This is a genomic window from Mucilaginibacter yixingensis, from assembly GCF_041080815.1.
GTDB classification, from domain to species: Bacteria; Bacteroidota; Bacteroidia; order Sphingobacteriales; family Sphingobacteriaceae; genus Mucilaginibacter; species Mucilaginibacter yixingensis.
Genome location: NZ_CP160205.1, coordinates 656,815 through 681,126, shown reverse-complemented (window position 1 = coordinate 681,126; position 24,312 = coordinate 656,815). Strand labels below are relative to the sequence as shown.

16 protein-coding genes are annotated in these 24,312 nt (G+C 47.9%); 11 read left to right on the top strand and 5 right to left on the bottom strand.

What is annotated here, in order from left to right; all coding sequences use genetic code 11:
* The first annotated feature begins 14 nt into the window (after positions 1–14).
* Together ABZR88_RS02870 and ABZR88_RS02865 are read left to right on the top strand one after the other, a co-directional pair.
* A complete protein-coding gene (locus tag ABZR88_RS02870; RefSeq protein WP_245917076.1) occupies positions 15–755 on the top strand; it encodes a bifunctional 2-polyprenyl-6-hydroxyphenol methylase/3-demethylubiquinol 3-O-methyltransferase UbiG in 741 nt (246 codons plus the stop codon).
* Between the two features lie 178 nt (positions 756–933).
* Positions 934–1,425, top strand: a complete 492-nt coding sequence (locus tag ABZR88_RS02865) for a hypothetical protein (RefSeq protein WP_107829496.1) — start codon at positions 934–936, stop codon at positions 1,423–1,425.
* A gap of 40 nt (positions 1,426–1,465) precedes the next feature.
* Here the strand turns inward: ABZR88_RS02865 and ABZR88_RS02860 are convergent, their stop codons facing one another.
* From ABZR88_RS02860 to ABZR88_RS02850, 3 genes are all read right to left on the bottom strand, one after another.
* Complete coding sequence (locus ABZR88_RS02860) at positions 1,466–1,729, bottom strand: hypothetical protein (protein ID WP_107829494.1); 264 nt, start codon at positions 1,727–1,729, stop codon at positions 1,466–1,468.
* Positions 1,730–1,902: 173 nt separating this feature from the next.
* Complete coding sequence (locus ABZR88_RS02855) at positions 1,903–2,196, bottom strand: GNAT family N-acetyltransferase (protein ID WP_107829492.1); 294 nt, start codon at positions 2,194–2,196, stop codon at positions 1,903–1,905.
* 11 nt (positions 2,197–2,207) lie between these two features.
* On the bottom strand, positions 2,208–3,077 hold the full coding sequence (locus ABZR88_RS02850; protein ID WP_107829490.1) for a pirin family protein: 870 nt from the start codon (positions 3,075–3,077) through the stop codon (positions 2,208–2,210).
* 344 nt (positions 3,078–3,421) lie between these two features.
* Between ABZR88_RS02850 and ABZR88_RS02845 the strand changes: the two genes are divergently transcribed.
* From ABZR88_RS02845 to ABZR88_RS02835, 3 genes are all read left to right on the top strand, one after another.
* Entirely contained in the window at positions 3,422–4,741 is a 1,320-nt protein-coding gene (locus ABZR88_RS02845; RefSeq protein WP_107829488.1) for a DUF1565 domain-containing protein, read from the top strand.
* Positions 4,742–4,917: 176 nt separating this feature from the next.
* The gene (locus ABZR88_RS02840; protein ID WP_107829486.1) at positions 4,918–7,608 is read left to right on the top strand and encodes a hypothetical protein; all 2,691 of its coding nucleotides are present in this window, start codon (positions 4,918–4,920) and stop codon (positions 7,606–7,608) included.
* A 129-nt stretch (positions 7,609–7,737) separates the two neighbouring features.
* Positions 7,738–8,412: a DUF6250 domain-containing protein gene (locus ABZR88_RS02835; protein ID WP_107829484.1), complete on the top strand. Its 675-nt coding sequence runs from the start codon at positions 7,738–7,740 to the stop codon at positions 8,410–8,412.
* A gap of 286 nt (positions 8,413–8,698) precedes the next feature.
* Here ABZR88_RS02835 and ABZR88_RS02830 read toward each other — a convergent pair whose 3' ends face one another.
* Positions 8,699–9,718: an ABC transporter ATP-binding protein gene (locus tag ABZR88_RS02830; RefSeq protein ID WP_170113636.1), complete on the bottom strand. Its 1,020-nt coding sequence runs from the start codon at positions 9,716–9,718 to the stop codon at positions 8,699–8,701.
* 291 nt (positions 9,719–10,009) lie between these two features.
* On the opposite strand from ABZR88_RS02830, the gene ABZR88_RS02825 reads away from it, so the two are divergent.
* From ABZR88_RS02825 to ABZR88_RS02805, 5 genes are all read left to right on the top strand, one after another.
* Positions 10,010–11,290 (top strand): TolC family protein, encoded by a 1,281-nt coding sequence (locus ABZR88_RS02825; protein WP_107829480.1) that lies wholly within the window; start codon positions 10,010–10,012, stop codon positions 11,288–11,290.
* A 26-nt stretch (positions 11,291–11,316) separates the two neighbouring features.
* Positions 11,317–12,414: an efflux RND transporter periplasmic adaptor subunit gene (locus ABZR88_RS02820; RefSeq protein ID WP_107829478.1), complete on the top strand. Its 1,098-nt coding sequence runs from the start codon at positions 11,317–11,319 to the stop codon at positions 12,412–12,414.
* Between the two features lie 129 nt (positions 12,415–12,543).
* Positions 12,544–15,678: an efflux RND transporter permease subunit gene (locus tag ABZR88_RS02815; protein WP_107829476.1), complete on the top strand. Its 3,135-nt coding sequence runs from the start codon at positions 12,544–12,546 to the stop codon at positions 15,676–15,678.
* A gap of 506 nt (positions 15,679–16,184) precedes the next feature.
* Positions 16,185–18,779, top strand: a complete 2,595-nt coding sequence (locus tag ABZR88_RS02810) for a GH92 family glycosyl hydrolase (protein ID WP_107829474.1) — start codon at positions 16,185–16,187, stop codon at positions 18,777–18,779.
* The gene (locus ABZR88_RS02805; protein ID WP_107829472.1) at positions 18,769–19,041 is read left to right on the top strand and encodes a hypothetical protein; all 273 of its coding nucleotides are present in this window, start codon (positions 18,769–18,771) and stop codon (positions 19,039–19,041) included. Before ABZR88_RS02810 ends, ABZR88_RS02805 begins: the two co-directional genes overlap by 11 nt.
* 127 nt (positions 19,042–19,168) lie before the next feature.
* Here ABZR88_RS02805 and ABZR88_RS02800 read toward each other — a convergent pair whose 3' ends face one another.
* Positions 19,169–21,619 carry a TonB-dependent receptor gene (locus ABZR88_RS02800; RefSeq protein WP_107829470.1) on the bottom strand — a complete coding sequence of 817 codons (2,451 nt, stop codon included), beginning with the start codon at positions 21,617–21,619 and terminating at the stop codon, positions 19,169–19,171.
* A gap of 318 nt (positions 21,620–21,937) precedes the next feature.
* Between ABZR88_RS02800 and ABZR88_RS02795 the strand changes: the two genes are divergently transcribed.
* Positions 21,938–24,259, top strand: a complete 2,322-nt coding sequence (locus ABZR88_RS02795) for a penicillin-binding protein 1A (RefSeq protein WP_107829468.1) — start codon at positions 21,938–21,940, stop codon at positions 24,257–24,259.
* Positions 24,260–24,312: the final 53 nt, after the last annotated feature.

Genomic DNA, 24,312 nt, shown 5'->3' with positions numbered 1-24,312 from the left:
AAATATGTGGTTCTATGGGTTGCGCCCCATATCAACCATCCCTCAAAACATTCCGTACCTTTGCCGCCATGAACGACGTGCTGGGACAAGCCATTTACGATTATCACCACAAACTGGGGAAACATAAACTCTGGATCCACAACCACTACGGCCCGAAAGAGGAAATGCCGGTGGCTACCTACTTCCGCACCGAGGATGATATGCCCGATCTGGAATGGCTGGCCCTGAATGAGTGCCGCGGCAAAATACTGGACGTAGGCGCCGCCGCCGGATGCCATGCCCTGCTATTGCAGGAGCGCAATTTTGATGTAACCGCCATGGATATCTCGCCTTTGGCTGTACAGGTAATGAGCGCGCGCGGTGTTATTAAAACCCTACCTGCAGATATCTATCGCTATCAGCATGAACAGTTTGACACCATTCTTTTACTGATGAACGGCATCGGTCTGGCCGGGACTGTTGACGGGCTAAAGCTGTTACTCAACCATTTTAAACTGTTGCTGAAACCGGGCGGACAGATTATCTGCGATTCATCAGACATTGCTTATTTGTATGACGAGATCCCATTCCCGGAGGACAGATACTATGGCGAGATCAGCTACCAATATCAATACAAAGGTCAAAAGACCGACTGGTTCAACTGGCTTTATGCTGATGAAGAAATCATGCACCGCACTGCCGCAGAATGCGGTTACCAAATGGAGGTTTTAGTGGAGGACGAATACGGGCAGTATTTGGCAAGGTTAACCATGTGATCTGTTACCGGTAGCAAATGTTGTGTTTATTAAAGCCACAAAGTGGATCTGGTAATAAAAACGCTACTCCAATGTTAATTTAATATTAAATCGTATTTTAGGTATGATAAATTGATAACATACAGATGGTTAACAATTTACTTACCTTTACATCACCATAAATTAACATTTACCTTACATGACAAAAATCAGCGAACAGGCGGTAACCAACTTCCTGGTAAACAAAATCCTTAACCTGCAGAAGAAAGTAAATAAAACTCAAGCCTTGTTGAGTGCATTGAAAGAGAACCATGACCTGAAAGCTGTTGGTCTGAAGAAGAAAGATAAAAAAGACATTAAAAAGGCGGAGTACAGAGCTGAGCGCGTGCAACAGGTACAGGCTAAAGCCAAAGCAAAGAAGGCTAAACAAGCCAAAGCAGAGGGCACCATCTCTGAAGATACCCCGGCCATATCATTAGATATTTTGATTAAAAAAGCACTGGAGGCAGGTCCCGCCTACCGTCAGGCCATAGCAGAGGCAGTAGCCGCAACACAACCCGCTGAAGATGCCGCCAAGATTGGCCATCAGGTTGAAACCAAACTGCGCGAGATGGTAAAAAGCAATGAGCTGAAAGCCGAAAAAGAGGGCTCAAAAAATAAATACAGCCTCATACCGCAGGCTGGTGCATAACCAATAGAAAAGCCCTGATCTGCAGATCAGGGCTTTTCTATTATTCTTCGTCTTCCTCGTCCTCGTCAGACAACGAATCGCTTAAAAGATCGGTATCATCGCTATCTGCTTCGCCCAGGTCGTCACCGTCTTCATCTTCAAAATCATCGTCTTCGTCGGTTTCGTCATCCAGGTCTGCGTAATCATCATCTTCGTCAGTATCGTCCTCGTCTGGTGCATAAGCGTAATCAAATACGTCTTCTGCCAGTACAGCGGTACCGAAAGAGCCTTGCTCATCCAGTAAAGTCTCATTATTCAGCATCATGGGGTGCATTTTTTTGTTACACCAAAATTAACCCGGCTATTCCTTGCAGGTGTGAAGCCTGTATGATGCTTTGGTAAAGTTTTACCTCTCCTAAATCCTCTCCGAAGGAGAGGACTTTAAAAGCCGGTCGGCATGTAAAAGCCCCTCTCCTTCGGAGAGGGGTTGGGGAGAGGTCAATCCACCAAAATCCTTTTCCACTCCGGGTGCCTTTCCAGATACGCACCAACCAGCGGACAAAGCGGCAACAGTTTTAAATGATGCTCTTCTATATAAACCAACGTCTTTTCTATAATAGCCGTTGCCGCGCCCTGGCCCTCCAGATCTGGCGTTACCTCGGTGTGCAGCAGGGCAATACGATCCTTCCCTTCGGCATAAACTATGCGTGCCAGGCCATCGCCTACGTGCAGTTCAAACTGGCGTTCTTCTTCGTTGCGCACCAGGGGCATCTCTTGATACTGTTCTTTCATTCGGTAAAAGTTTATTCTAATATACCGTATTTACCTGCTTGAAACTCTTGGATAGCCTCATAAATCTCGGCCTCGGTATTCATTACAAACGGACCATAGCTTGCAATCGGCTCATTAATTGGCTCGCCGCTTAGCAATAACAATACACTGTCGGCAAAGGCGGTGAGCTCAATATCATCACCATCATTATTAAATAACACAAAACTGTGCTCGGCTGCGTGCTCGCCGTTTACCTGTACATCACCTTTCACTACTAACAGTGCACTGTTATGCGCGGCCGGAACTTTAAAGGCGGTGTGCCCGTCTTTGTTCAATTTAATATCAAACAGGTTTACCTCGGTATAGGTAGCTGCCGCTCCGTGTGTATCTTCAAACTTGCCGGCAATTACATTTACCTGGCCCGCATTATCTGGCAAGGTAACTTTACCCATTTGCCCAGCGGTAATAGGCTGATAATGCGGTGCTACCGATTTATCTTTTTTTGGCAGATTAACCCACAGCTGTACCATCTCAAATGGTCCACCACGACGTGAGAACTCCTGCTCGTGATATTCTTTGTGCAAGATACCGGCACCTGCCGTCATCCACTGTACATCACCTGGATTAATGATGCCGCTGTTGCCCGCACTATCATGATGCGCCACGCTGCCTTTGTAGGCAATAGTCACCGTTTCAAAACCTTTATGCGGATGCACGTCAACACCGCGCACCGTTTCTGACGGCGGGAAATCAAACTCGGCCGCAAAATCCATCATCAAAAACGGACTGATGCGCTGCTGCGAAATGCCTGCGCCTGGTATCATATTAAAAACCCTGAAGCCATCGCCCACCATGCCCGGACGGGCTGGTCTTGGGGTAATTACTTCTATACTCTTTTTCATAGTGTCTCCTCTTTGTATAGATCAAAGTTACCTATTGTGGCAAGGTTTGGTGTTGATGTGGATCAAGAATTTACCTCTCCCCGATCCCCTCTCCGAGGGAGAGGGGTTGCATGTGGGCTATCTTCTAAGACCATCTCTATTCTACTTGGTCATCCATCACACAATTGTTACCAATCATCAGGATACAACAGGATAGCTTTTCACCTTGAATACTGGACATTTATTTAACCTCGGCCCTCATTCACTCTCATTTAATAACATGCTAATCAAAGTCCTCTCCTTTGGAAAGGATTTAGGGGCGATCGAGAGGTGATGAGTTGAGGCATACCAATTAAAAACCATTCATGAAAAAACTTTTACTTCTGGCCCTGCTGTGTGCTGCCAAGCCTGTACTGGCCTCAAATTTTTATGTCGCCCCTGACGGCAGCGACAGTAATAACGGCTCAAAAACCAAACCATTTGCTACGGTGCAAAAAGCTCAAAGCGCCGTATCGCCCGGCGATACCGTGTTTCTACGCGGCGGCACCTATCACATGACCGAAGCCCAGATTGCTCGTAATGAGCGCAATTATGCTTGCGTAACCTACCTTGATAAAAGCGGCGAAGCCAGCAAATACATCAATTACTTTGCTTACCCGGGCGAGAAACCTGTGTTTGAATACTCGGCTGTTAAACCGGCTAACCTGCGTGTAGCAGCTTTTTACGTGACCGGCAATTACATCCACCTGAAAGGTTTTGAGGTAACGGCCGTGCAGGTAACTATTAAAGGCCATACCCAGTCTGAGTGTTTTGAAAACCGCGGCAACCACAATATCTATGAGCAGCTGAGCATGCACGATGGTATGGCCATTGGCTTTTACCTCATTGCCGGCGGCAACAACCTCATTCTGAATTGCGATGCTTATCGTAACTGGGATTATTTCTCTGAGAACGGTCGCGGTGGCAATACCGATGGTTTTGGCTGTCACCCGGCGGCGGGCGGCAAGAACAATATTTTCCGCGGATGCCGGTCATGGTTTAACAGTGATGACGGCTATGATTGCATTAATGCACACGAGGCTACCATGTTTGACCATTGCTGGGCATTCTACAATGGCTATGACAAAGATTTTAAAAGCGAGGGCGATGGCAACGGCTTTAAAGCAGGTGGCTATGCGCGCAGACCAGGTAGTGAAATACCTAACCCTGTACCGCAAAACACCGTACAATTTTGCCTGGCAGTACACAATAAATCAAACGGGTTTTATTCAAACCACCACGTCACCGGAAGTTTTTGGTACAACAACACGGCCTACCGTAACAACGTTAACTTTAATATGCTGAACCGTTTACACGACGATGTAAATGCCGATGTACCGGGCTATGACCATAAAATGCGCAACAACCTGGGCTATAAAGGCAATAAAGAAACCATGAACATTAGCGATGGTAAAAACGATACGGCCAACAACTACTTCGACCTGAACCTGACCGCCAGCAACGGTGATTTTATCAGCGTTGACGAAACCCAGCTGACCGCCCCCCGCAAGGCCGACGGCAGCCTGCCCGATATTACCTTTATGCACCTGAAACCTAACAGCCAGTTTGTAGATAAAGGTCAGGATATCGGCTTTCCATTTAGTGGCAAGGCACCGGATCTGGGTTGCTTTGAGAGTGGGAAGTAAGAAAGATAACATCTAGATCTATAATAAATTAGTCACTACGTCATTGCGAGGTACGAAGCAATCTCTGCAAATGCAAAGCAGAATTGCATACCCGAATGTCCTGTACAGAGATTGCTTCGTACCTCGCAATGACGTGGTGGGTACCAAATCAAATCATAAACCCGATTATTTGAGCGATGAACATTTTCCGGTCACTAAAATTAAGCCTGGGCACGGTAGCTTGCCTGGCCACGCTGGGCAGCAGCGCACAGCAGATCAACATCCCGCTGAAATGGTTAAACGGTACGCCCACCAAAACCACTGGTGTTAGCTGGGGCATCCCCTGGCCGCAGGGACAGGTAAAAAAGTCGGCACAGTTTGCGCTGGCTAAAGCCGATGGTAGCACGCAAGCCGTACAAAGCTGGCCCCTGGCCTACTGGCCGGACGGCTCTATCAAGTGGACAGGCTTCGCGGCTGTAGCCGATTCGGGGGCGCATGATCTGTCGATTAAAATGATCGGCACAAAAGATAAAACAGCCGCCAACGCTACGCTGCAAATTACCGACGATGCACAGGGCGTGCGTATTAATACCGGCGCTATGCAATGCGTGCTTGCCAAAACCGGCAATACGGTAATGCCATCGCTCGTCATCAACGGCAAGTCCATCGCTACAGATGGGCAGCTCACCTGCATTTTGCAGGATAAAGCAGATGCCGCTGCCGATGTAGAATCATCGCCCGTAAGGCAAAAATACCTGGGCGAGGTATCATCTGTAAAAGTAGAGCAAAGCGGACCGCTGCGTGCGGTGGTAAAGGTTGAGGGGAAGTTTAAAGCAGCAAATGGAAGCCGCAGCCTTATCCCGTTCATCCTGCGGTTTTATTTTTATGCGGGAGTGTCTAACATCAGGCTGATCCATACCATCGTTTATGATGGCGATCAGTTTAAGGACTATATAAAAGGCATGGGGCTAACGTTTAATGTGCCTTTCCGCGAGGAGTTGCAGAACCGCCACGTGCGTTTCTCTGGCGAGGATGATGGTGTTTGGGCCGAGCCGGTGCAACCGCTTAACGGGCGCAGGCCAAGCCCTTACCTGTTTGATCAGGCGCAGGGCAAACGCTTGCCTAACGTGGCATCGGTACCAACCCAGAAAGGCCTGTTTGACAATATGGCCAGTTGGAACGATTACAAACTTACCCAAAACAGTGCCGATGGCTTCAACATACAAAAACGCACCAACGGCGCCAGCAGCTGGCTGGATGTAATTGGCGGCAAACGCGCCACCGGTTTGGCCTTTGCCGGCGATGCCAGCGGCGGTTTGGCGCTGTGTCTGAAAAACTTCTGGCAGTCATACCCTGCCGCGTTAGAGATTAACGGAACCCGCACCAAGCAAGCTAAAATGAGCGTGTGGATGTGGTCGCCGTATGCTGACGCGATGGACCTGCGTCACTATGATACTACTGCTCACGATCTGAATGTGACTTATGAGGATGTGCAGCCCGGCTTTAGTACCCCGTACGGTGTTGGTCGCACCAGCGAGGTGATGATCTGTCCGTACGCTGCCATGCCTACCAACCAGCAACTGGCTAATGATGCAGCCGCAACCAATAACACCCAACTGCTGGTCACCACACCGCAATACCTGCATCAGGTGGGTGCGTTGGGCTTGTGGAGTTTACCGGACCGGTCAACCAAAGGCAAAGCCTGGATTGAAGATCAGCTGGACAAAGCCCTCGCCTTTTATCAGCAGGAGATTGATAAACGCGAGTGGTACGGCTTCTGGAACTATGGCGACGTGATGCACAGCTATGATGCCTCGCGCCACACCTGGAAGTATGACATCGGCGGTTTTGCATGGGATAACACCGAGCTATCAACCGACTTATGGCTCTGGTACAGCTACTTGCGGAGTGGCAGAGCTGATATTTTTAAAATGGCCGAGGCCATGACGCGCCACACCAGCGAGGTTGACTGCTACCACCTTGGGCCGATGATGGGGCTGGGCTCGCGCCATAACGTAAACCATTGGGGCGATGGTTCTAAAGAAGTGCGCGAAAGCCAGGCCATCCTGCGCCGCTGCTTCTATTATCTGACTACAGACGAGCGTACCGGCGATATTATGCACGATGCCGCCATGCACGCCGATAGCGGCCTGGCACATGTTGATCCGCTGCGCGAGATTTTGCCGAAAAGCAAATACCCAACCCACGCCCGCTTCGGTCCGGATTGGGTGGGCCTGGTAGGCAACTACATGACCGAGTGGGAACGCACCGGCGATGTGAAATGGAAGAACAAGATTCTGGTCGGCCTGAATGATTTTGCCAAAATGCCGCATGGGTTTTACTCTGGCAAGGGCAAAGATGCCGGTATGGGTTATGACCCTGCAACCGGTCATTTCTACCAGTTAGATCAGGGTGATATTGGCAGCCTGCACCTGGCCACGCTGATGGGCGGCATGGAAATGGCTTATGAACTGACGCCGATACTAAACAATAAAGATTGGAACCGCCTTTACCTGCAATACTGCTCGCTCTACGGCGCACCGTTGGAAGATGTGCAGGCCGCCTTCGGCAAAGAGGTAAAAGAACCTCTTGGTGACCCGAACGGCGATTACGCCCGACAGCCTGGTTATGCTTACGTAATGACCAAAGACACCAAATTTGCCCAACGCGCCTGGGATTATTTCCTGCCTAAACAACCCGGTCGCTTTGGTGGTGGTGCGCGCTTTGACACGCAAATATTGAAAGGCCCGATGGTGGTAAAACCGCTTCAGGAGATCAGGAATGTATCTACCAACAGCACATCGCAATGGTGTTTAAACGCCATAGAGCTGCTGCAAATGGCCGGCGACCAGATACCTGAGCATAATTTTGCCTGGGACGGGAAGTAGGATAAACGTCCCTTCACGTCATGCCGAACTTGTTTCGGCACCCCATAAGAACAGTAAGTCGACATCTAATGTGGCTTAGCATGTGGGGTGCCGAAACAAGTTCGGCATGACCAATTTTTGTATTATAATATGAAAAAACTCCTCATACTCCTACTCTTATGCCAAACCGCATTTGCTCAAACACCGGGCAAACTCATTTATGCGGATGATTTCAGCAAACCGCTAGATGCCAAAACCTGGGTGACAGAGATAGAGCCCAAACCTGGCGCTACATCATCGGTACAAACAAAAAATGGCGCGCTGGTGCTGGATACCAGGGGCGGCGTTACGGTGTGGCTAAACAAGGTACTGAGCGGTAACATACAAATAGAGTATGACCGGCAGGTACTGGTGGATACGGGCAGGAATGACCGCCTGTCTGACTTTAACCAGTTCTGGATGGCCAGCGATCCGCATCATACCAACCTGTTTACCCGCAGCGGCAAGTTTGAGGAATATGATAATCTGCAGCTTTATTACGTAGGCATGGGCGGCAACACCAACAAAACCACTCGTTTCCGCAAATACCTGGAGAATGGCACCAAACCGGTAATCAAAGAATACCTGGATGCGCCGCACCTATTGCAGAAAGGTAAAACCTATCACATCAAAATCGTGGTTAAAAATGGCACCACCAGTTACTGGGTAAACGGCGAGTGTTATTTTACTTATGATGATCCGCAGTTGTTAAAATCGGGGTATTTTGGGTTCCGATCCACGTGGTCACGGCAGGAGGTGCGGAATTTCAGGGTTTATGCGCTGTAGGATTTTTCAACCACAGAATTTAATCCGTGTGAGGTGCTGAAACAGGTTCAGCATAACATGGCGGTTATATTCCCGTAGTCGCTCGGTTCTAACCTGCGGGTGTTGGAAAACTAGAAAGAAGCGTAGGCTTGTGCGATTCCCCTCTTGAGAGGGGTGGAGGGGTGTGTCCTTTATACGCACGAAATGACACACCCCTGCAACCGCACCTTCAACGCGCCCCCTCTCAAGAGGGGATACTAAATACATCCAAACTTTATTGACTTTCGGACTTCCTGGCCTAAAAAACTTAACTCCACCTGCCAAACTCGTGGTGCCGCTGGATGCTGATATTTACCTTACCGCCAATTTTGTATTTGCCTTTATTGAGATTTTGCACGCGCAGGGTAACATCTCGCTGGCGGATAACTAGCTCTTCGTGGGTGCCTTTAAATAGAATGTTGATGATATGCCAGCTTTTGGTGAGGCCGCCGGTGATCTTGATATCCTCGGCATAAATCACTACGCTGCCCCGCTTGCTGCTGATGCCGCATACCTTAGCCTGCTCTGGCGTAAGGTGCGTGCAATTGGCCAGGATGAGCGAAGTATAAAGCAATTTGGGCGATTCATAAAGTTCTTGCGGGCTGCCGCTTTCCACAATCTCACCTTCCTTAATCACAATCAACTGATCGGCCATAGAGAGCAGCTCGGCCGGGTCATGCGAAACCAGGATAGCAGTTATCCCCATTTTTGTAACAATGTTGCGAATGTCCTGCTGCAACCCTTCGCGATAGCGCGCGTCAATCTGGTTAAAAGGCTCGTCCAGCAGCAACACCTGTGGCAAGCTGATGAGCGCTTTGGCAATACTCACACGTTGTTTCTCACCACCGCTCAGTTTTGAATAAACCTGATCATGCAGGTGCTGAATACCCCAAGTATTAAGTGCCTCGCTTACTTTCTGCGTTTCGTAGTTCACATCAGACGCACGTAGTCCCGATTTTACGTTATCCCACACGGTGTCGTGCAGGTGCATTTCGTAATTATCCTGGGTAAGAAATTTGATGAAACTATGTACCTCCTGGCGGTCCTTCTCGCGGTCGGGCAGGCGTTCCTGGTTAAAGAACACGTCTCCAGAATCGGGCACCATTAAACCTGATAGCAAATTGAGCAGTGTAGTTTTGCCGCTACCGCTTTCGCCAACAATGCCGGTAATCTTTCCCTTGGGTACAAAAAGCGTGATATTGTTTACTCCTGACGACTTATTTCCAAAGAAGTTCTTAGTAATAGATATGGTTTCGAGGATGAGTTCTTCTTTGTTTTTGTCAAACATCGGCAACATGCTTTTCAGTGCCTAAACTATAAAAGATCGGCGTGATATGAAAATGGTTTCGGAGATCCGCGGCCTGGTAAATCAGAGCTTAAAGATCTAAGACCAAAGGTACGAGATGGACTGTTAACCTAGTGCTTTTTTTAAAACCAATTTATTATTGGGTTCAACATCTGTTAACTAATTACCTGACAGTTGTAACGCTTTCTTTACCATCCCGCATTCATTATATTTCCTTCATCAAAACTTCATAAACCAATGAAACTTTTGCACTGTTGAATTTTGATTAAACTCATGCTAAAACCATCCAAAAGGATGGCGGCTTGGTGTGTCGCTGCCATTCTATTGACAAATCGGGCCCATGCCCAAACTGACACACTTAAACTAAATTTTCAAGGCGCTGAAAAACAGTTCCTTGAGAATAACCTGAGCTTGCTTGCACAGAAATACAATGTTGAGGCGCAAAAAGCGCTGATACAGCAAGCGAAGCTGTGGGACAACCCAACCCTCAGTACCGATCAGAACATTTATGATTCGGGCAGCAAGAAATTCTTTTACCACAATACAAGCGAAGGCCTGGGTCAGGTTTTTGTGCAGCTGAGCCAGGTGTTTACCACAGCAGGCAAACGCGGCAAGCAGGTACAGGTGGCTAAAGACGATGCCCAGGTGCAGGAAGCCCAGTTTAACGACTTGATGCGTAACCTGCGCTACAACCTTCAGCTGGATTTCGGTCAGCTGGCTAACCTGATTGACCAGGGCAAGGTTTACCAGAACGAGATCAACTCAGCCGAGAACCTGGTGAACGCCATCCAGAAATCATACGATGCAGGTAATACTTCGATGAAAGACCTCATCCGTCTGAAAGCCCTGCTGTTTGGCTTGCAGAATGATATGGTGGAGAACAACCGCCAGATTAATGATCTGCAAAACGAACTGAAAACCCTGCTCCTGGTAAAAGAAACCAGCTTTATTGCGCCGCAGATTAATGACATGCCCGATAAAGGCGCTACGCTTGATGTACAGGCGCTGATTGAGCAAGCCAAAACCAATCGCCCTGATTACCTGTCCAACCAATATCAGCTTAACTCTGCCAACCATAACCTTGCCCTGCAAAAAGCCAATGCCGTGCCCGATGTAACCCTCGGCGTGGCTTATGATAAAAACAGCAGCTATGCGCAAAACTATTATGGTTTACAAATTGGCTTACCCCTGCCCTTCTTTAACCGTAACCAGGGCAATATTAAATCGGCCAAATATGCGGCTATGAGTCAGGATGCGGTGGTAAAAAACAATGAGGCGCAGCTAAAGAACGATGTGGTTGCCGCGGTTAATCAGTATCGCCTCAATCAGCAATTGTTCAGTACGCAGCAAACTGCCTTTAACCAGCAGTATGACAAGCTGTTTAACAGCATGATGCAAAGCTTTAAAGACAAGCAGATTGGACTGATTGAGTTTGTGGACTTTTTTGATACCTACAAGGATACCAAACTGAAGATGTTGCAGCAGCAATACAACCTGCAAAAATCTATCGCCGACTTGAACTACGCTACCGGCACAACTGTAATCAAACCATAAAAACCCAACATCCTAACAACCATAAAATGAAGAAAGTAATGTTTTTAGCCGCAGCTGCGGCCATAGCAAGCTTAAGCGCCTGCCATGAAAAAAAACAACAGGATACTGAGAGCAAGGACGTGTGCATCAGCGATTCGCTGTCTAAAATGATTACCATCGATACCGCCAAAACCACCACCATGAAGGATGAGCTAACCCTCTCTGGCGAGGTATCTAATGATGATAACAACGTAGTAAAAGTTTTCCCTTTCAGCAGCGGACAGGTAATTGCTGTTAAAGTTTCCCTTGGCGATAAAGTGAGCAAAGGCCAAACGCTGGCCGTTATGCGCAGCGCCGATGTGGCGGGCAACTACACCGACTTATCATCAACCCAAAGCGACGTATCTGTAGCCAAACGCCAGCTGGACCAGGCCGAATATCTTTACAAAAACGGCATCAGCAGCGAACGTGAGTATACCGAGGCTAAAGAAAACTATAACAAAGCCGTAGCTGCCAACCGCAAAGTGCGCGACCAGATTGCTATTAACGGCGGTGGCAACACCAGCGAGAGCGGTCAGTTGGTAATCAAGGCGCCGGAGAGCGGTTACATTGTAGAGAAAAACATTACCGCAGGTAGCTTTATCCGTCAAGACAATAGCGGCAGCATGTTCACCATCAGCAATATGAAAGATGTGTGGATCTGGGCCAACGTGTTCGAGAGCGATATCAGCAAAGTAAAAGTGGGCTATACCGCCAAGGTAACCACCCTTGCTTACCCGGGCAAAGTGTTTATGGGCAAAGTAAACGAGATCAGCTCGGTACTTGATCCCGATAACAAAGTATTGAAAATCAAAATTGCCCTGCCAAATCCAGATATGCTGCTGAAACCGGAGATGTTCACCAACGTGGTCATTACCAATAACGAGAATGCCCAGGCGGTATCTGTACCGGCCAAAGCCATCATTTTTGATAGCAGCAAAAACTATGTGGTAGTTTACAACAGCAAGTGCGACCTGAAAGTGCGCGAAGTGAACGTGATCAAAACCGTAGACGATGTCTCTTACATCGGCAGCGGCCTTAACCCCGGCGATAAAGTGATCTCTAAAAACGGACTGTTACTGTACGATGCGTTAACGGGTGATTGATTTTTTTAGTGAGTGGTGAATAGTGAGTAGTGAGTGGTTAAGAAATCGATACACTCACAAACAACTCACAAGTAACTACTCACAAATCAAAGGCAACTACTCACCATTCACAACTCACTATTCACTACAATGGATAAATTGATTAAAAATATCATCCACTTCTCGCTCAGACACCGGTACTTCGTCTTTTTTTTGACGGGGATTATGGTGCTGCTCGGGATCTGGAGCTACAGCAATACCCCTATTGAAACCTTTCCTGACGTAACCAATACGCAGATCATTATCATCGCCCAGTGGCCCGGCCGCAGTGCAGAGGAGGTGGAGAAATTCATCACCATCCCTATAGAGACGGTGCTCAACTCGGTGCAGAAAAAATCAAACCTGCGTACCACGTCGGCCTTCGGCCTATCATACACCCGTATTATTTTTGATGACGATGTGGATGATGCCTTTGCCCGCCAGCAGGTGCTGAGCCGTCTGGCCAATGCCGATTTACCTGACGGTGTGAAACCTGAGATTGAGCCGCCATACGGGCCAACAGGTGAGATCTATCGTTACACGCTCAAAAGTAAAACCGCATCCCTGCATGAGCTAACAGCTATTCAGGATTGGGTGCTTGACCGTCAGTTTAAAGCCGTACCCGGCGTGGCCGACGTAAACAGCTTTGGCGGCGAAGAGAAAAGCTACGAGGTTAGCGTTAACCCTGCCCTGCTGCGCAAGTATGAACTAACATCGCTGGATGTTTTCAACGCCCTTAACCGCAGTAACATTAACGTGGGCGGCGATGTAATTGAAAAGAACGACCAGGCTTATGTAGTACGTGGCATCGGTGTGATTAATAACGTTGATGAGCTGAAGAACGTCATCATCAAGAACGTTAACAACGTGCCTATTCTGGCCAAAGATGTGGCCGATGTGCACGAAGCCGGTCTGCCGCGACTGGGGCAGGTGAGCCGCGACAAGAAGAAAGACGTAATTGAAGGCATCATTGTAATGCGTAAAGGCGAAAACCCGGCCGAGGTGCTGGATCGCGTACGCGCCAAGGTGAAAGACCTGAATGATAACATACTGCCCAAAGATGTTAAGATTGATACTTTCTACGATCGTACCAACCTGATGGATTTCTGTACCGAAACGGTGATCCATAACCTTTGTGAGGGTATCATCCTGGTAACGGTAATTGTATTCCTCTTCATGGCCGACTGGCGCACTACCGTAACGGTTGCTATCATCATCCCGCTCTCGCTGCTGTTTGCGTTTATCTGTATGCGCATTAAGGGCATGAGTGCCAACCTGCTCAGTATGGGTGCCGTGGATTTTGGTATCATTATAGACGGTGCCGTGGTAATGGTTGAGGGCATCTTTGTAGCGCTTGATCACCGGGCGCGTGAGGTAGGGATGGAGAAATTTAACAAACTAGCCAAGCTAGGGTTATTTAAAAACGTGGGTACAGAGATGGGGAAAGCCATTTTCTTCTCCAAGCTCATCATCCTAACCTGTTTGATGCCGATCTTCGCTTTCCAGAAGGTAGAAGGTAAAATGTTCTCGCCGCTGGCCTACACGCTGGGCTTTGCGCTGCTGGGGGCGTTAATCTTTACGCTGACACTGGTACCGGCCCTATCGAGCATTCTGCTGCGGAAGAACGTGAAGGAGAAACACAACCCTGTGGTAATTTTCTTTGAAAACGGCGTGCGCCGCATGTTCAATTTCACTTATCATAACCAAAAATTGAGCTTATTAGTAGCTGTTGGCTTTATGGCCCTCACTTTTATGTCGGCCAAGTTGCTGGGTACCGAGTTTTTGCCCGACCTGAACGAGGGCGCCCTTTGGGTTGAAGCCGAGTTGCCAATGAGCGTATCGCTGCCAGAGGCCGAAAGCATCAACCAAAAGATGATGCAGATTCTGGACAAGTTCCCCGAGGTGAAACAAACCCTGGCGCAGGTGGGCCGTACTAATGACGGTACCGACCCTAAGGGATTCTTCGACGTGCAGATCCAGGTGGATTTGAAAAACAAAAAAGACTGGCGCAAAGGTTTAACCGAGGATGAACTGATAGACCAGATGGATCAGCAGTTACGCAAAATCCCTGGAGCAGTATTTAACTACTCACAGCCTATTCGTGATAACGTGGAAGAAGCCGTTGCCGGTGTAAACGCCGCCCTGGCTGTTAAGATCTTCGGTCCCGATTTTGAAACGCTGGACAAGAAAGCCGATGCCGTAATGAAAGTACTGAAAGGCGTTAAAGGCGTAGATGATTTAGGTGTACTGAGAAACCTAGGTCAGCCGGAATTCCGTATCGAGCTTGATCAGCGTAAGATGGCGCTTTATGGTGTGTCTACCGCCGATGCCAACGCTGTAATTGAAATGGCCATTGGTGGTAAAGCCGCTACCGAACTTTACGAAGGCGAGCGCCGTTTTGATGTGCGCATCCGCTACCAAAAAGATTTCCGCGATACACAGGATAAGATTGAGAACCTGATGGTACCAACCCTTAACGGTTCAAAAATTGCCATCAAAGAGATTGCTGATATCCGCACGCTGACCGGCCCGGCGTTTATTTACCGTGATAACAACTCACGTTACATCGCCGTAAAATTCTCTGTCCGCGGCCGCGATTTGGGTAGCACCATTGCCGAGGCACAAAGCAAAGTAAACAAAGCCGTTAAGCTTGATCAGGGCTACTCGTTTGCCTGGGCCGGTGAGTTTGAGAACCAAACCCGCGCCTCAAACACCCTGGCGCACGTAGTGCCTATCTGTTTGCTGGTCATCTTCCTCATCCTGTTCATCACCTTCGGTAACGTTAAAGATGCCACGCTGGTAATTATGAACGTGCCTTTCGCCCTCATTGGCGGTATTTTGGCACTGCATATTACTGGTATCAACTTCAGTATATCGGCAGGTATCGGTTTCATTGCATTGTTCGGCGTCTGTATCCAGAACGGGGTAATTCTGATCTCGGTATTCCGCAAAAACCTGGAAGAACACATGCCGCTGGATAAAGCCATCCTGGATGGTGTGGTGTCGCGCGTGCGTCCGGTGGTAATGACCGCACTGATGGCCGCCATCGGTTTGATGCCGGCCGCAATCTCCACCGGTATTGGTAGCGAAACCCAGAAACCGCTGGCCATTGTGGTTATTGGCGGTCTGGTAACGTCAACCATATTGACGCTGCTCATCCTGCCGGTTATCTATGCGATGGTTTATAAACTGATCCACCGCCGTGAGAACCGCAAGCTGTTGAAAAAGATTGGTGCAGTGAGTTAGTTGGTGAAGATTGAAGATTAGTTTCTTACAGTACGGCCCGGGAATATTCCCGGGCCGTACTTGTTTTATGCTTCTGCTTTGAACGATTGACGGCGGCCGGAGGCCGCGGGATAATGGTCACTCGGCTGGAGCCCATATATGTTGAAAAGAGCTAAAATCCCCTCTTGAGAGGGGGCGCGTTGAATGTGCGGCTGCAGGGGTGTGTCATTCGCTAGCATAAGTGACACACCCCTCCACCCCTCTCGAGAGGGGAATCGCACAATCCCCAATGCTTCTTGTTATCTTCCCAACACCTGTGGGCCGGAGCCGGGGACTGCAATGGGGTAAGTAAGTTTCGCAATCGCTCGCGTCTTCGCGAGTGATGACTATCCCGCGGCCTCCGGCCGCCGTCAGCAGAAAGCCCCCCTCTGAAGTTTTCATGAATAACCCCCACCCCTTGCCTTATTTTTTATTTAAATAACAATAAAGCGGTAAATTGCGTTGTTAACACGTCCATGTAAACATTGATGAAAAACGCCTTACGTTACCTTATTCCATCCTTATTTTTAGGCGGACTGATGCTACAGGCATCGGCCCAGAAAAAAATAGATAACACACCATCTGTTAATGTGTTTATTGGCACCGGCGGGCACGGGCACACTTATCCCGGTCCGAGCATGCCTTTCGGGATGGTGCAACTAAGTCCGGATACCCGGCTGGAAGGTTGGGACGGATGCTCTGGCTATCATTATACCGATTCGCTGGTTTATGGGTTTTCGCACACGCACCTGAGCGGCACCGGCTGTTCTGACTATGGCGACATCCTGTTTATGCCTACCACCGGCGAACCCAAACTACTCAATACAGAATACCGTTCCAGCTTCAGAAAGAAGTATGAAAGCGGCTCGCCAGGCTATTACAAAACCCGGCTTGATAAATACAACGTCAACGTAGAACTAACTGCCACCCCCCGTGTGGGCGTACATCATTATGACTACCCAAACACACCTCAGGCCAATATCATCATCGACCTGAAACATCGGGATGAGGTGCGCGATGCATGGATAGAAGTGGTAAATGATCATGAGGTGCGCGGCTTCCGTCGTTCCAAAGGCTGGGCCGAGGATCAGTATGTGTATTTTTATGCCCGCTTCTCTAAGCCGTTCAAAACCTACGGCGTAGCGCTGAACGATCAGGTGCAGCAGGGCAAAACCAAGGTTGAAGGCAAAAACGTAAAGATGTACCTGCAGTTTGATAACCCTGGCGATGTGGTATCAGAAGTAGCACTATCATCTGTAAGTGCCGAGGGCGCCCTGAAAAACCTGGACGCCGAAATGCACGATTACGGTTTCGATTTTAAAAAGATTGAGAAAGCCGCACATAACACCTGGGTTAATGAGCTGGCTAAAATACAGGTAGAGGGAGGCTCGCCGCCGCCACAGCAATCTTTACAAAGCGCTCAGAACCTTTACAATGGTTATAATCCGTATGGCGGCTACAGCGTTGGTCCGCAGCCAAAAGCGCCACCTGTTGTGATAGATCAGGGCAAGATCAAGCGTAACATTTTTTACACCGCGTTGTACCATACCATGCTTGCTCCAAACATTTATAACGATGTTGATGGGCAGTATCGCGGTATGGATCAGAAAGTGCATACCGCTAATGGATTTAACTACTATACCATATTCTCGCTGTGGGATACCTATCGTGCTGAGCACCCGTTGCTGACCATCATCGATAAAAAACGTACGCTGGATTTTATAAAGACTTTCCTGGCCATGTATGATGAAGACGGTGTATTGCCTGTTTGGCCCGTAGGCTCGTGGGAAACTTATTGTATGGTGGGCAACCACTCCATCCCGGTTATTGTAGATGCTTACAGCAAAGGCGTACGCGATTTTAATACCGATAAGGCCCTCTACGCTATGAAGGCTGTGGTTAACCGCAAACAATTCGGACTGGGATCTTACAAAAACAATGGCGCTGTTTTGGCTGATGACAATGACGAGTCTGTATCAAAAACATTGGAGTATGCCATTGACGATTGGTGCATTGCCCAATTTGCCAAAATGCTGAACAAGCAAGCCGACTATGACGAGTACATTAAACGTGCCCAATACTGGAAAAACCTGTACAACAACCAAAACGGTTATTTACAGGCACGCACCAACGGCAGCTGGTACGCCCCGTTTGATCCTAGCGAGGTAAACCAAAACTATACCGAGGGCAACGCCAGGCAATACGCTTTCCTGGTACCGCAGGATGTAGAAACACTGATAGCCAAGATGGGTGGCAGAAACAAGTTTGAAGCCCGGTTAGATGAACTGTTCAACACCAAGGCCAAGATTACCGGCAAAGATCAACCTGATATTAGCGGACTGATTGGCCAGTATGCGCATGGTAATGAGCCGAGCCACCACATTGCCTACCTGTACAACTTTACAGACGATCCAACCAAAACGCAACTGTACCTGAGCAAGATCATGAAAGATGAATATAGCGACGGGCCAGACGGTTTGGCGGGTAACGAGGATTGCGGACAGATGTCTGCCTGGTACGTAATGAGTGCGCTGGGTATTTACAACCTGATGCCGGGCGGGCAGCAATACCAGGTTGGTTTGCCCCAGTTTGATAAAGCAGTGATCAGCCTGGAGAATGGTAAAAAATTCACGGTTTATAACGCGGCCGCTGCATCAAGCAATATCTATCTGCAAGGCATGAGTTTGAACAAAAAGCCATACAACAAACTCTATCTTACCTATGACGATATTAACAAAGGCGGCGATTTTGAATACTTTGCCGGCCGATTGCCCAACCGCCTGTTTGTGCAGGATCTGGAGAAACCGTCATCTAAGATCGTTGATGACCTGATCGTGTCAAACCCATACTTTGTAGCCCCGTCCGGTACGTTTAAAGACAACATCAGCATAGAAATAAAATGTGCCGATGCTGATGCCAAAATTTATTATACAACAGATGGTTCTGCTCCAACCGCCAGTTCAACCCTATATGCTGCTCCTGTGAAACTGACCAAAACCACCATACTGAAAGCCATAGCGGTTAAAGATGGCAAAAGCAGTTTTGTAGATGCGGGAGTTTTTAAGAAGGGGGATGGTAAATAAAGTCAATATAATCAGCGGCTACATCCCTAATTTTGATAGCACCCGTGGGGTACCGTTCTGGGTGGGGTATTTAGTTTGGCTTTTCATTGCCTATGTTGTATTCCGGGTATGGTTAAAGTTGCGACATGACAAGCGCCATTTAACTAAACAAAAGGACGAAACACAAGAACTAACCGACGAACAATTAGCCAAACAAAAAATACTGACGCAATTTAAAAGCCTGGGGCTACAAAAGTTTCCCCGACGTGGCAATAAGCCATAGAGCTAAACTTTAACAGCCTTATCGTCCTGAGAATAATAAACCGGTGGATTATACAGGCATTGAAAAGCAAAAGCGCTGCTCATTTAAAATGAGCAGCGCTTTTGCTTTATAGGTAGATGTGTTAATCTTAGAATTTATAAGCCAATGTAGTCAGGAACTGGCGTGGCGGAATTGGCGTAACGCTGTAGTTGTCATGAATCAAGTAGTTCATGGTGTTGGTCAGGTTAGAAAGCTGGGCCAGCAGCGATACTTTTTTGTAAGTATATCCCGCCGAAACATTCACCGTAACAAACCCGCCTACAGGCAATAAACGGCTATAGGCTTGAGTTTGGCCAACAGTGTTGTTGTAACCAGCCAGACGCGAGCCTGTGTAGAAGGCCGATGCTCCTAATTTAACGCCCTTCAGGTTTGAGCGGGTAAAGGTGTAGAACAAGCTGGCATTGGCAGTATTGCGCGGATTGATTACCAGTTGCTCGCCCTCAATGTTAGAGCCTTTTAAGCCAGATGTTTTAGTGTAACGGGCAAAGTTGTAACCATAGCCGGCAATAAAGTAAAAGTTTTTGCTCAGGTTACCGTTCAGGTCAACTTCCAGTCCGTCGCTAGTGGTTTGGCCGCTAAAGGTTTTAACCGTGTTGTCTGTATTGGGCGTTACGCCATCAGCCCTAAACGGAGCTACTACAGCCAGGTTATTGTTAATAATATGGTAAATGCCGAAGTTGGCCGATAGTTTACCGTTGAAAAACTCATTTTTAATACCCGCCTCATATTGGTCAATAACAGAAGGTTTTAAACCCTGACCAGTGCTTACATCGGTACCACTGTTAACAGCGAAGTTATTGCTGTAGCCTGCATAGATTGATGTAGTAGTGTTGGGCTGATAAATTAAAGATACTTTGGGCGAGAAAGCGGCATCGTTACGGGTAGCTGCGGTACCGCCAATGGTTTTGCCTTTTTGAAGCGAATCTACACTGGTTTGGGCGGTATGTTGTGATGTCCAGCGTAAACCGGCCAGCACTTTAAATTTGCTGGTAAGGCTAATCAGATCCTGCGCGTAGGTACCATAACGGTAAACCGGCGCAGTGGTGCGGGTAACTGCTACAGCATTAGGTTCGTCAGTACGTTGAGCGTATTGATCCAGGTTAATGATGTTGATCTTGTCATAAGCATAGCTGCCAATAGCTAAACCATTTATGGTATAAGCATAGCTGACGTTATTTACTTTGGTAACATCGGTACCAAACAATACCTGATGGCTGATGCCGCCGGTTTTGAAGTTGCCGGTCAGGTTTGCCTGACTGGTGTAATCGCCTTCATGGGTATTAGCGCGGGCCAATGTACGGTTCCAGTCGCCGTTAGCGGCAACAGTGTTGGGCTGGGTAGAACCGTAAGAATCAATATCAGTACCTTGGGCAGAACCAATAAAATTCAGTTTCCAGTTATCGCTAAAATTATGGTTAAGCGTAAACGAGCCGGTGTACTGGTTCATGTGGCTGTATGCCCAGCTGGTATTAATAAACTGCGAGCGTGATACCTGGGTTGGGATAGCCTGACCATTGTTCAACGAGCCAACACCCCAATCTGGAGTAAGGTTAGATTTCAGGAAATCGCCTTCCACTAAAATCGTGGTGCTTTTGCCCAGGTTATACAGTAACGAAGGGTTGGCATAAAAACGTTCGGTTTTTACATGGTCACGGTAGCTGCCGTCGTTTTCATAAGTGGCAATGGCACGGTAAGCCAGATTTTGCGATATCGGGCCGTAAACATCAATGGTAGGTTTGTACTCATTGTAGCTGCCTATGCGCATAGATACTTCGCCACCATTCTCAAATTTGGGTTTCTTGGTCACCATGTTGATAATCAAACCGCCTGAAGTGTTACCATACAACAAAGCAGAACTGCCTTTCAAAATCTCAACAGACTCCAGGGTACTGGCTTCAGGGAAACCGGCAGTATTTACCAGCACGCCATTTTTAAATATGCTGCCTGCGCCGCCGCCAATGCCAATGCTATAGCCACGCGCCGAAAATGTTTCGCCTACACCACCACGAGTTTGGGTAAGGCTCACACCGCTAACGTTGCGTACGGCATCACCCAGGCGTTCAATCTGCTGATCCTGAATTACCTGACTGCTTACCACGCCCGTGCTCTGGGGCATATCCAGCGTAGAAAGGCCTGATTTATTGAAGGTAACCGGGCGGCTATTTAATGTTTTGCCAGAGCTGATGCTTACTTCTTCCAGTTGGGCAGCGCTTTCGGTAAGTGTAAAATCTTTTGTTGAGACTTTGCCTGCCATAACCGTAACGGTTTTCTGGGCCCCGCTGGTGCCAATAAATGTTACATTAAGGGTGTAGCTACCAGGTTTTACATTCTGAAAAATATAAGTACCATTCTCATTAGTAATAGCGGTACGTTTAAGTTCTGTCAGGGTTATGGTTACGGCCGGAGCGCGTTTGCCGTCGGTTGTTTTAACAGTGCCTTGTATTTTGCCGTTGGTGTTTTGTGCTTGTAAGCTTGTAAAGCAAAACGCCAGGAGCAGCAATATAAAGCTTGTTTTAGAGGGGTAAAAGTTGAATTTCATATTTATTTAGACCAATTCTAATATTGCGGCAAATATATCTCGGCTTATTTATTTTTGCAACACTTATTTAGAATTAGTTTAAATACAGTCTCGATGCCTGTATTTAAAGAGCTGAGACCGCCACCTGCTGATGATGGATAGCCCGCACGGATATTAAAGTCCCCTGCTAAAACAGTCGGGATCGTATTATTGAGACTGATGAGCTATCGATGAAAACCCCACCAGCGGCAATAGAACATAATTTATTTTACGAAATAGCGTTTGTTAAATTTGCCATCCAGGCTATGATATAGCGCCATAATTTTCCATATTTACCCAATGTTCAGACGCATAAAGAATAAGTACCTGCGGTACCTCGTTATATTCATCTATTTTGTTATTGTTTTTGTGTGCGCTATAGAGCTTAACTTCCTGTGGCTCTTTGGCTATACACCAGACATGCAGGACATTAAAACCCCCTCTTACTCCGTAGCGTCTGAAGTTTATACCGCCGATGGCAAGCTCATCGGCAAGTACTACCACGAGAACCGCTCGCCCATAGCTTATAAAGATCTGTCGCCCAACCTTATCAACGCCCTGGTATCAACCGAAGACGTGCGTTTTTACAAACACGGCGGGGTTGATTTCTACAGCTTCATGACCAGTATGATCTCTACCGCCAAAGGCGATAAACGTGGTGCCAGTACCATTACTCAGCAGCTGGCTAAAAACCTGTTTGCTACACGTAAACGTAAATCGCAGGGTTTGGTAAAACATATCCCGGTGCTGCGTACGCTGGTTTACAAGATCAAAGAGTGGAGCACCGCTTATAAAATTGAGCATGTTTATAACAAGCAAGACATTCTGACCATGTATTTCAATACCGTTCCGTTTGGCAACAACTCGTTCGGTATCAAAACAGCATCGCTCAAATATTTTAATAAACAGCCTAAAGATTTAACCGCTCCACAGGCAGCTACCCTGATAGGCATGCTCAAGGCTACATCAACCTATAACCCTATCAATAACCCAACACGCTCGCTGGAGCGCCGCAACGTGGTTCTGGGTCAGATGGAGAAATACAATTACCTGAAAAAAGACGAATACGCCGCCGACGTTAAACAACCGCTGGGCCTTGACCTGAGCTATGTTGATGATGAATCTCAAGGCGACTCATACCTGCGCCAGGCCGTAGAAAAATGGCTGCGCAAATGGTGCAAGGATAATGACTACGACCTGTACGAAGACGGCCTGAAAATCTACACCACCATCGACTCGCACCTGCAGCAATATGCCGAAGAAGCTGTGGCCGAAAAGATGAAGATGCTGCAACGCCGTTTCTATAGCATCTGGGGTAATAAAAACCCTTGGCGAGATTCTAAAGGTGTTGAGATTAAAGACTTCCTATTGAAAGCCGAGCAGCGCCTGCCCATCTACAACCTATTGAAAAAGAAATACAACGGCGATACCTTGCAGATGAATGCTTACTTCACCAAAAAGAAGCAAATGCGGGTATTTACCTGGCATGGCGAGCGTGATACCACCATGTCTACTGTAGATTCGATCAAGTACTACGCCAAGATCCTGAACACCGGTATGATGACCATGGAGCCAACTACCGGCCAAATTAAAGTGTGGGTGGGCGGTATCAACTATAAATATTTCAAGTACGATCACGTCAATCAGGCCAAGCGTCAGGCGGGTTCAACCTTTAAACCGTTTGCCTATTTAACTGCGTTGGATAACGGCTACTCACCTTGCGATAAGTTTACCGACAAACCGGTTTCCATCAACTATACGTACGAGGGCAAGCAAGAAACCTGGGCGCCAAACAATGCCGATTTCCATTTCAGCTACCGCGATATGTCGCTGCGCTGGGCCATGGGTAAATCGGTTAACTCTATTACCGCACAGCTGACCGAGAAAGTGGGTTGGGATAAGATTGTGGACTATGCGCACAAGGTAGGTATCGAAAGCCCGCTGAAGGCCATTCCATCGGTATCATTAGGCTCAAACGATGTTTCGGTTTATGAGATGGTGCGCGCTTACAGTACATTCCTGAACAAAGGCAAAAAAGTTGATCCGATTTTGGTCACCAAAATTACCGATCAGCATGGTAACGTACTGGCCGATTTTAAGCTGAAAGAAGAGCAAGTAATCAGTCCGGAAACGGCATGGCTAATGCTATACATGTTCCGCGGCGGTATGGAAGAACCAGGTGGTACCTCGCAGGCATTGTGGGAGTACAACGGTCTTTGGAAAAAGAACAACCAGATTGGCGGCAAAACCGGTACCTCAAGCGACTATGTTGACGGCTGGTATATGGGCATTACTAAAGACCTGGTAACCGGGGTTTGGGTGGGCGATGATGATCGCAGCATTCACTTCAACTCGTCAGAGAGTGGCGAAGGATCGCACACGGCCCTGCCTATCTTCGGCAGTTTTATGGAGCGTGTTTATGCCGATCCAAAATCAGGCTACACCTACGGTCCGTTCCCGAAACCCTGGGGTAAGATCACTAAAGAATACAACTGTCCATCGCCGCATATTGCTGCGGATACAACCGCAACCGACAGCCTGACGACACCTGTTGATACCACGTTGGTACAACCCCAACCACCAGCCCCAGAGGGCGGCGGACCATCGCCCGAAGGCCAATAAATATGTTAAAAAAAGGTTGTTATGCTTTCATAACAACCTTTTTGCTGTAAATT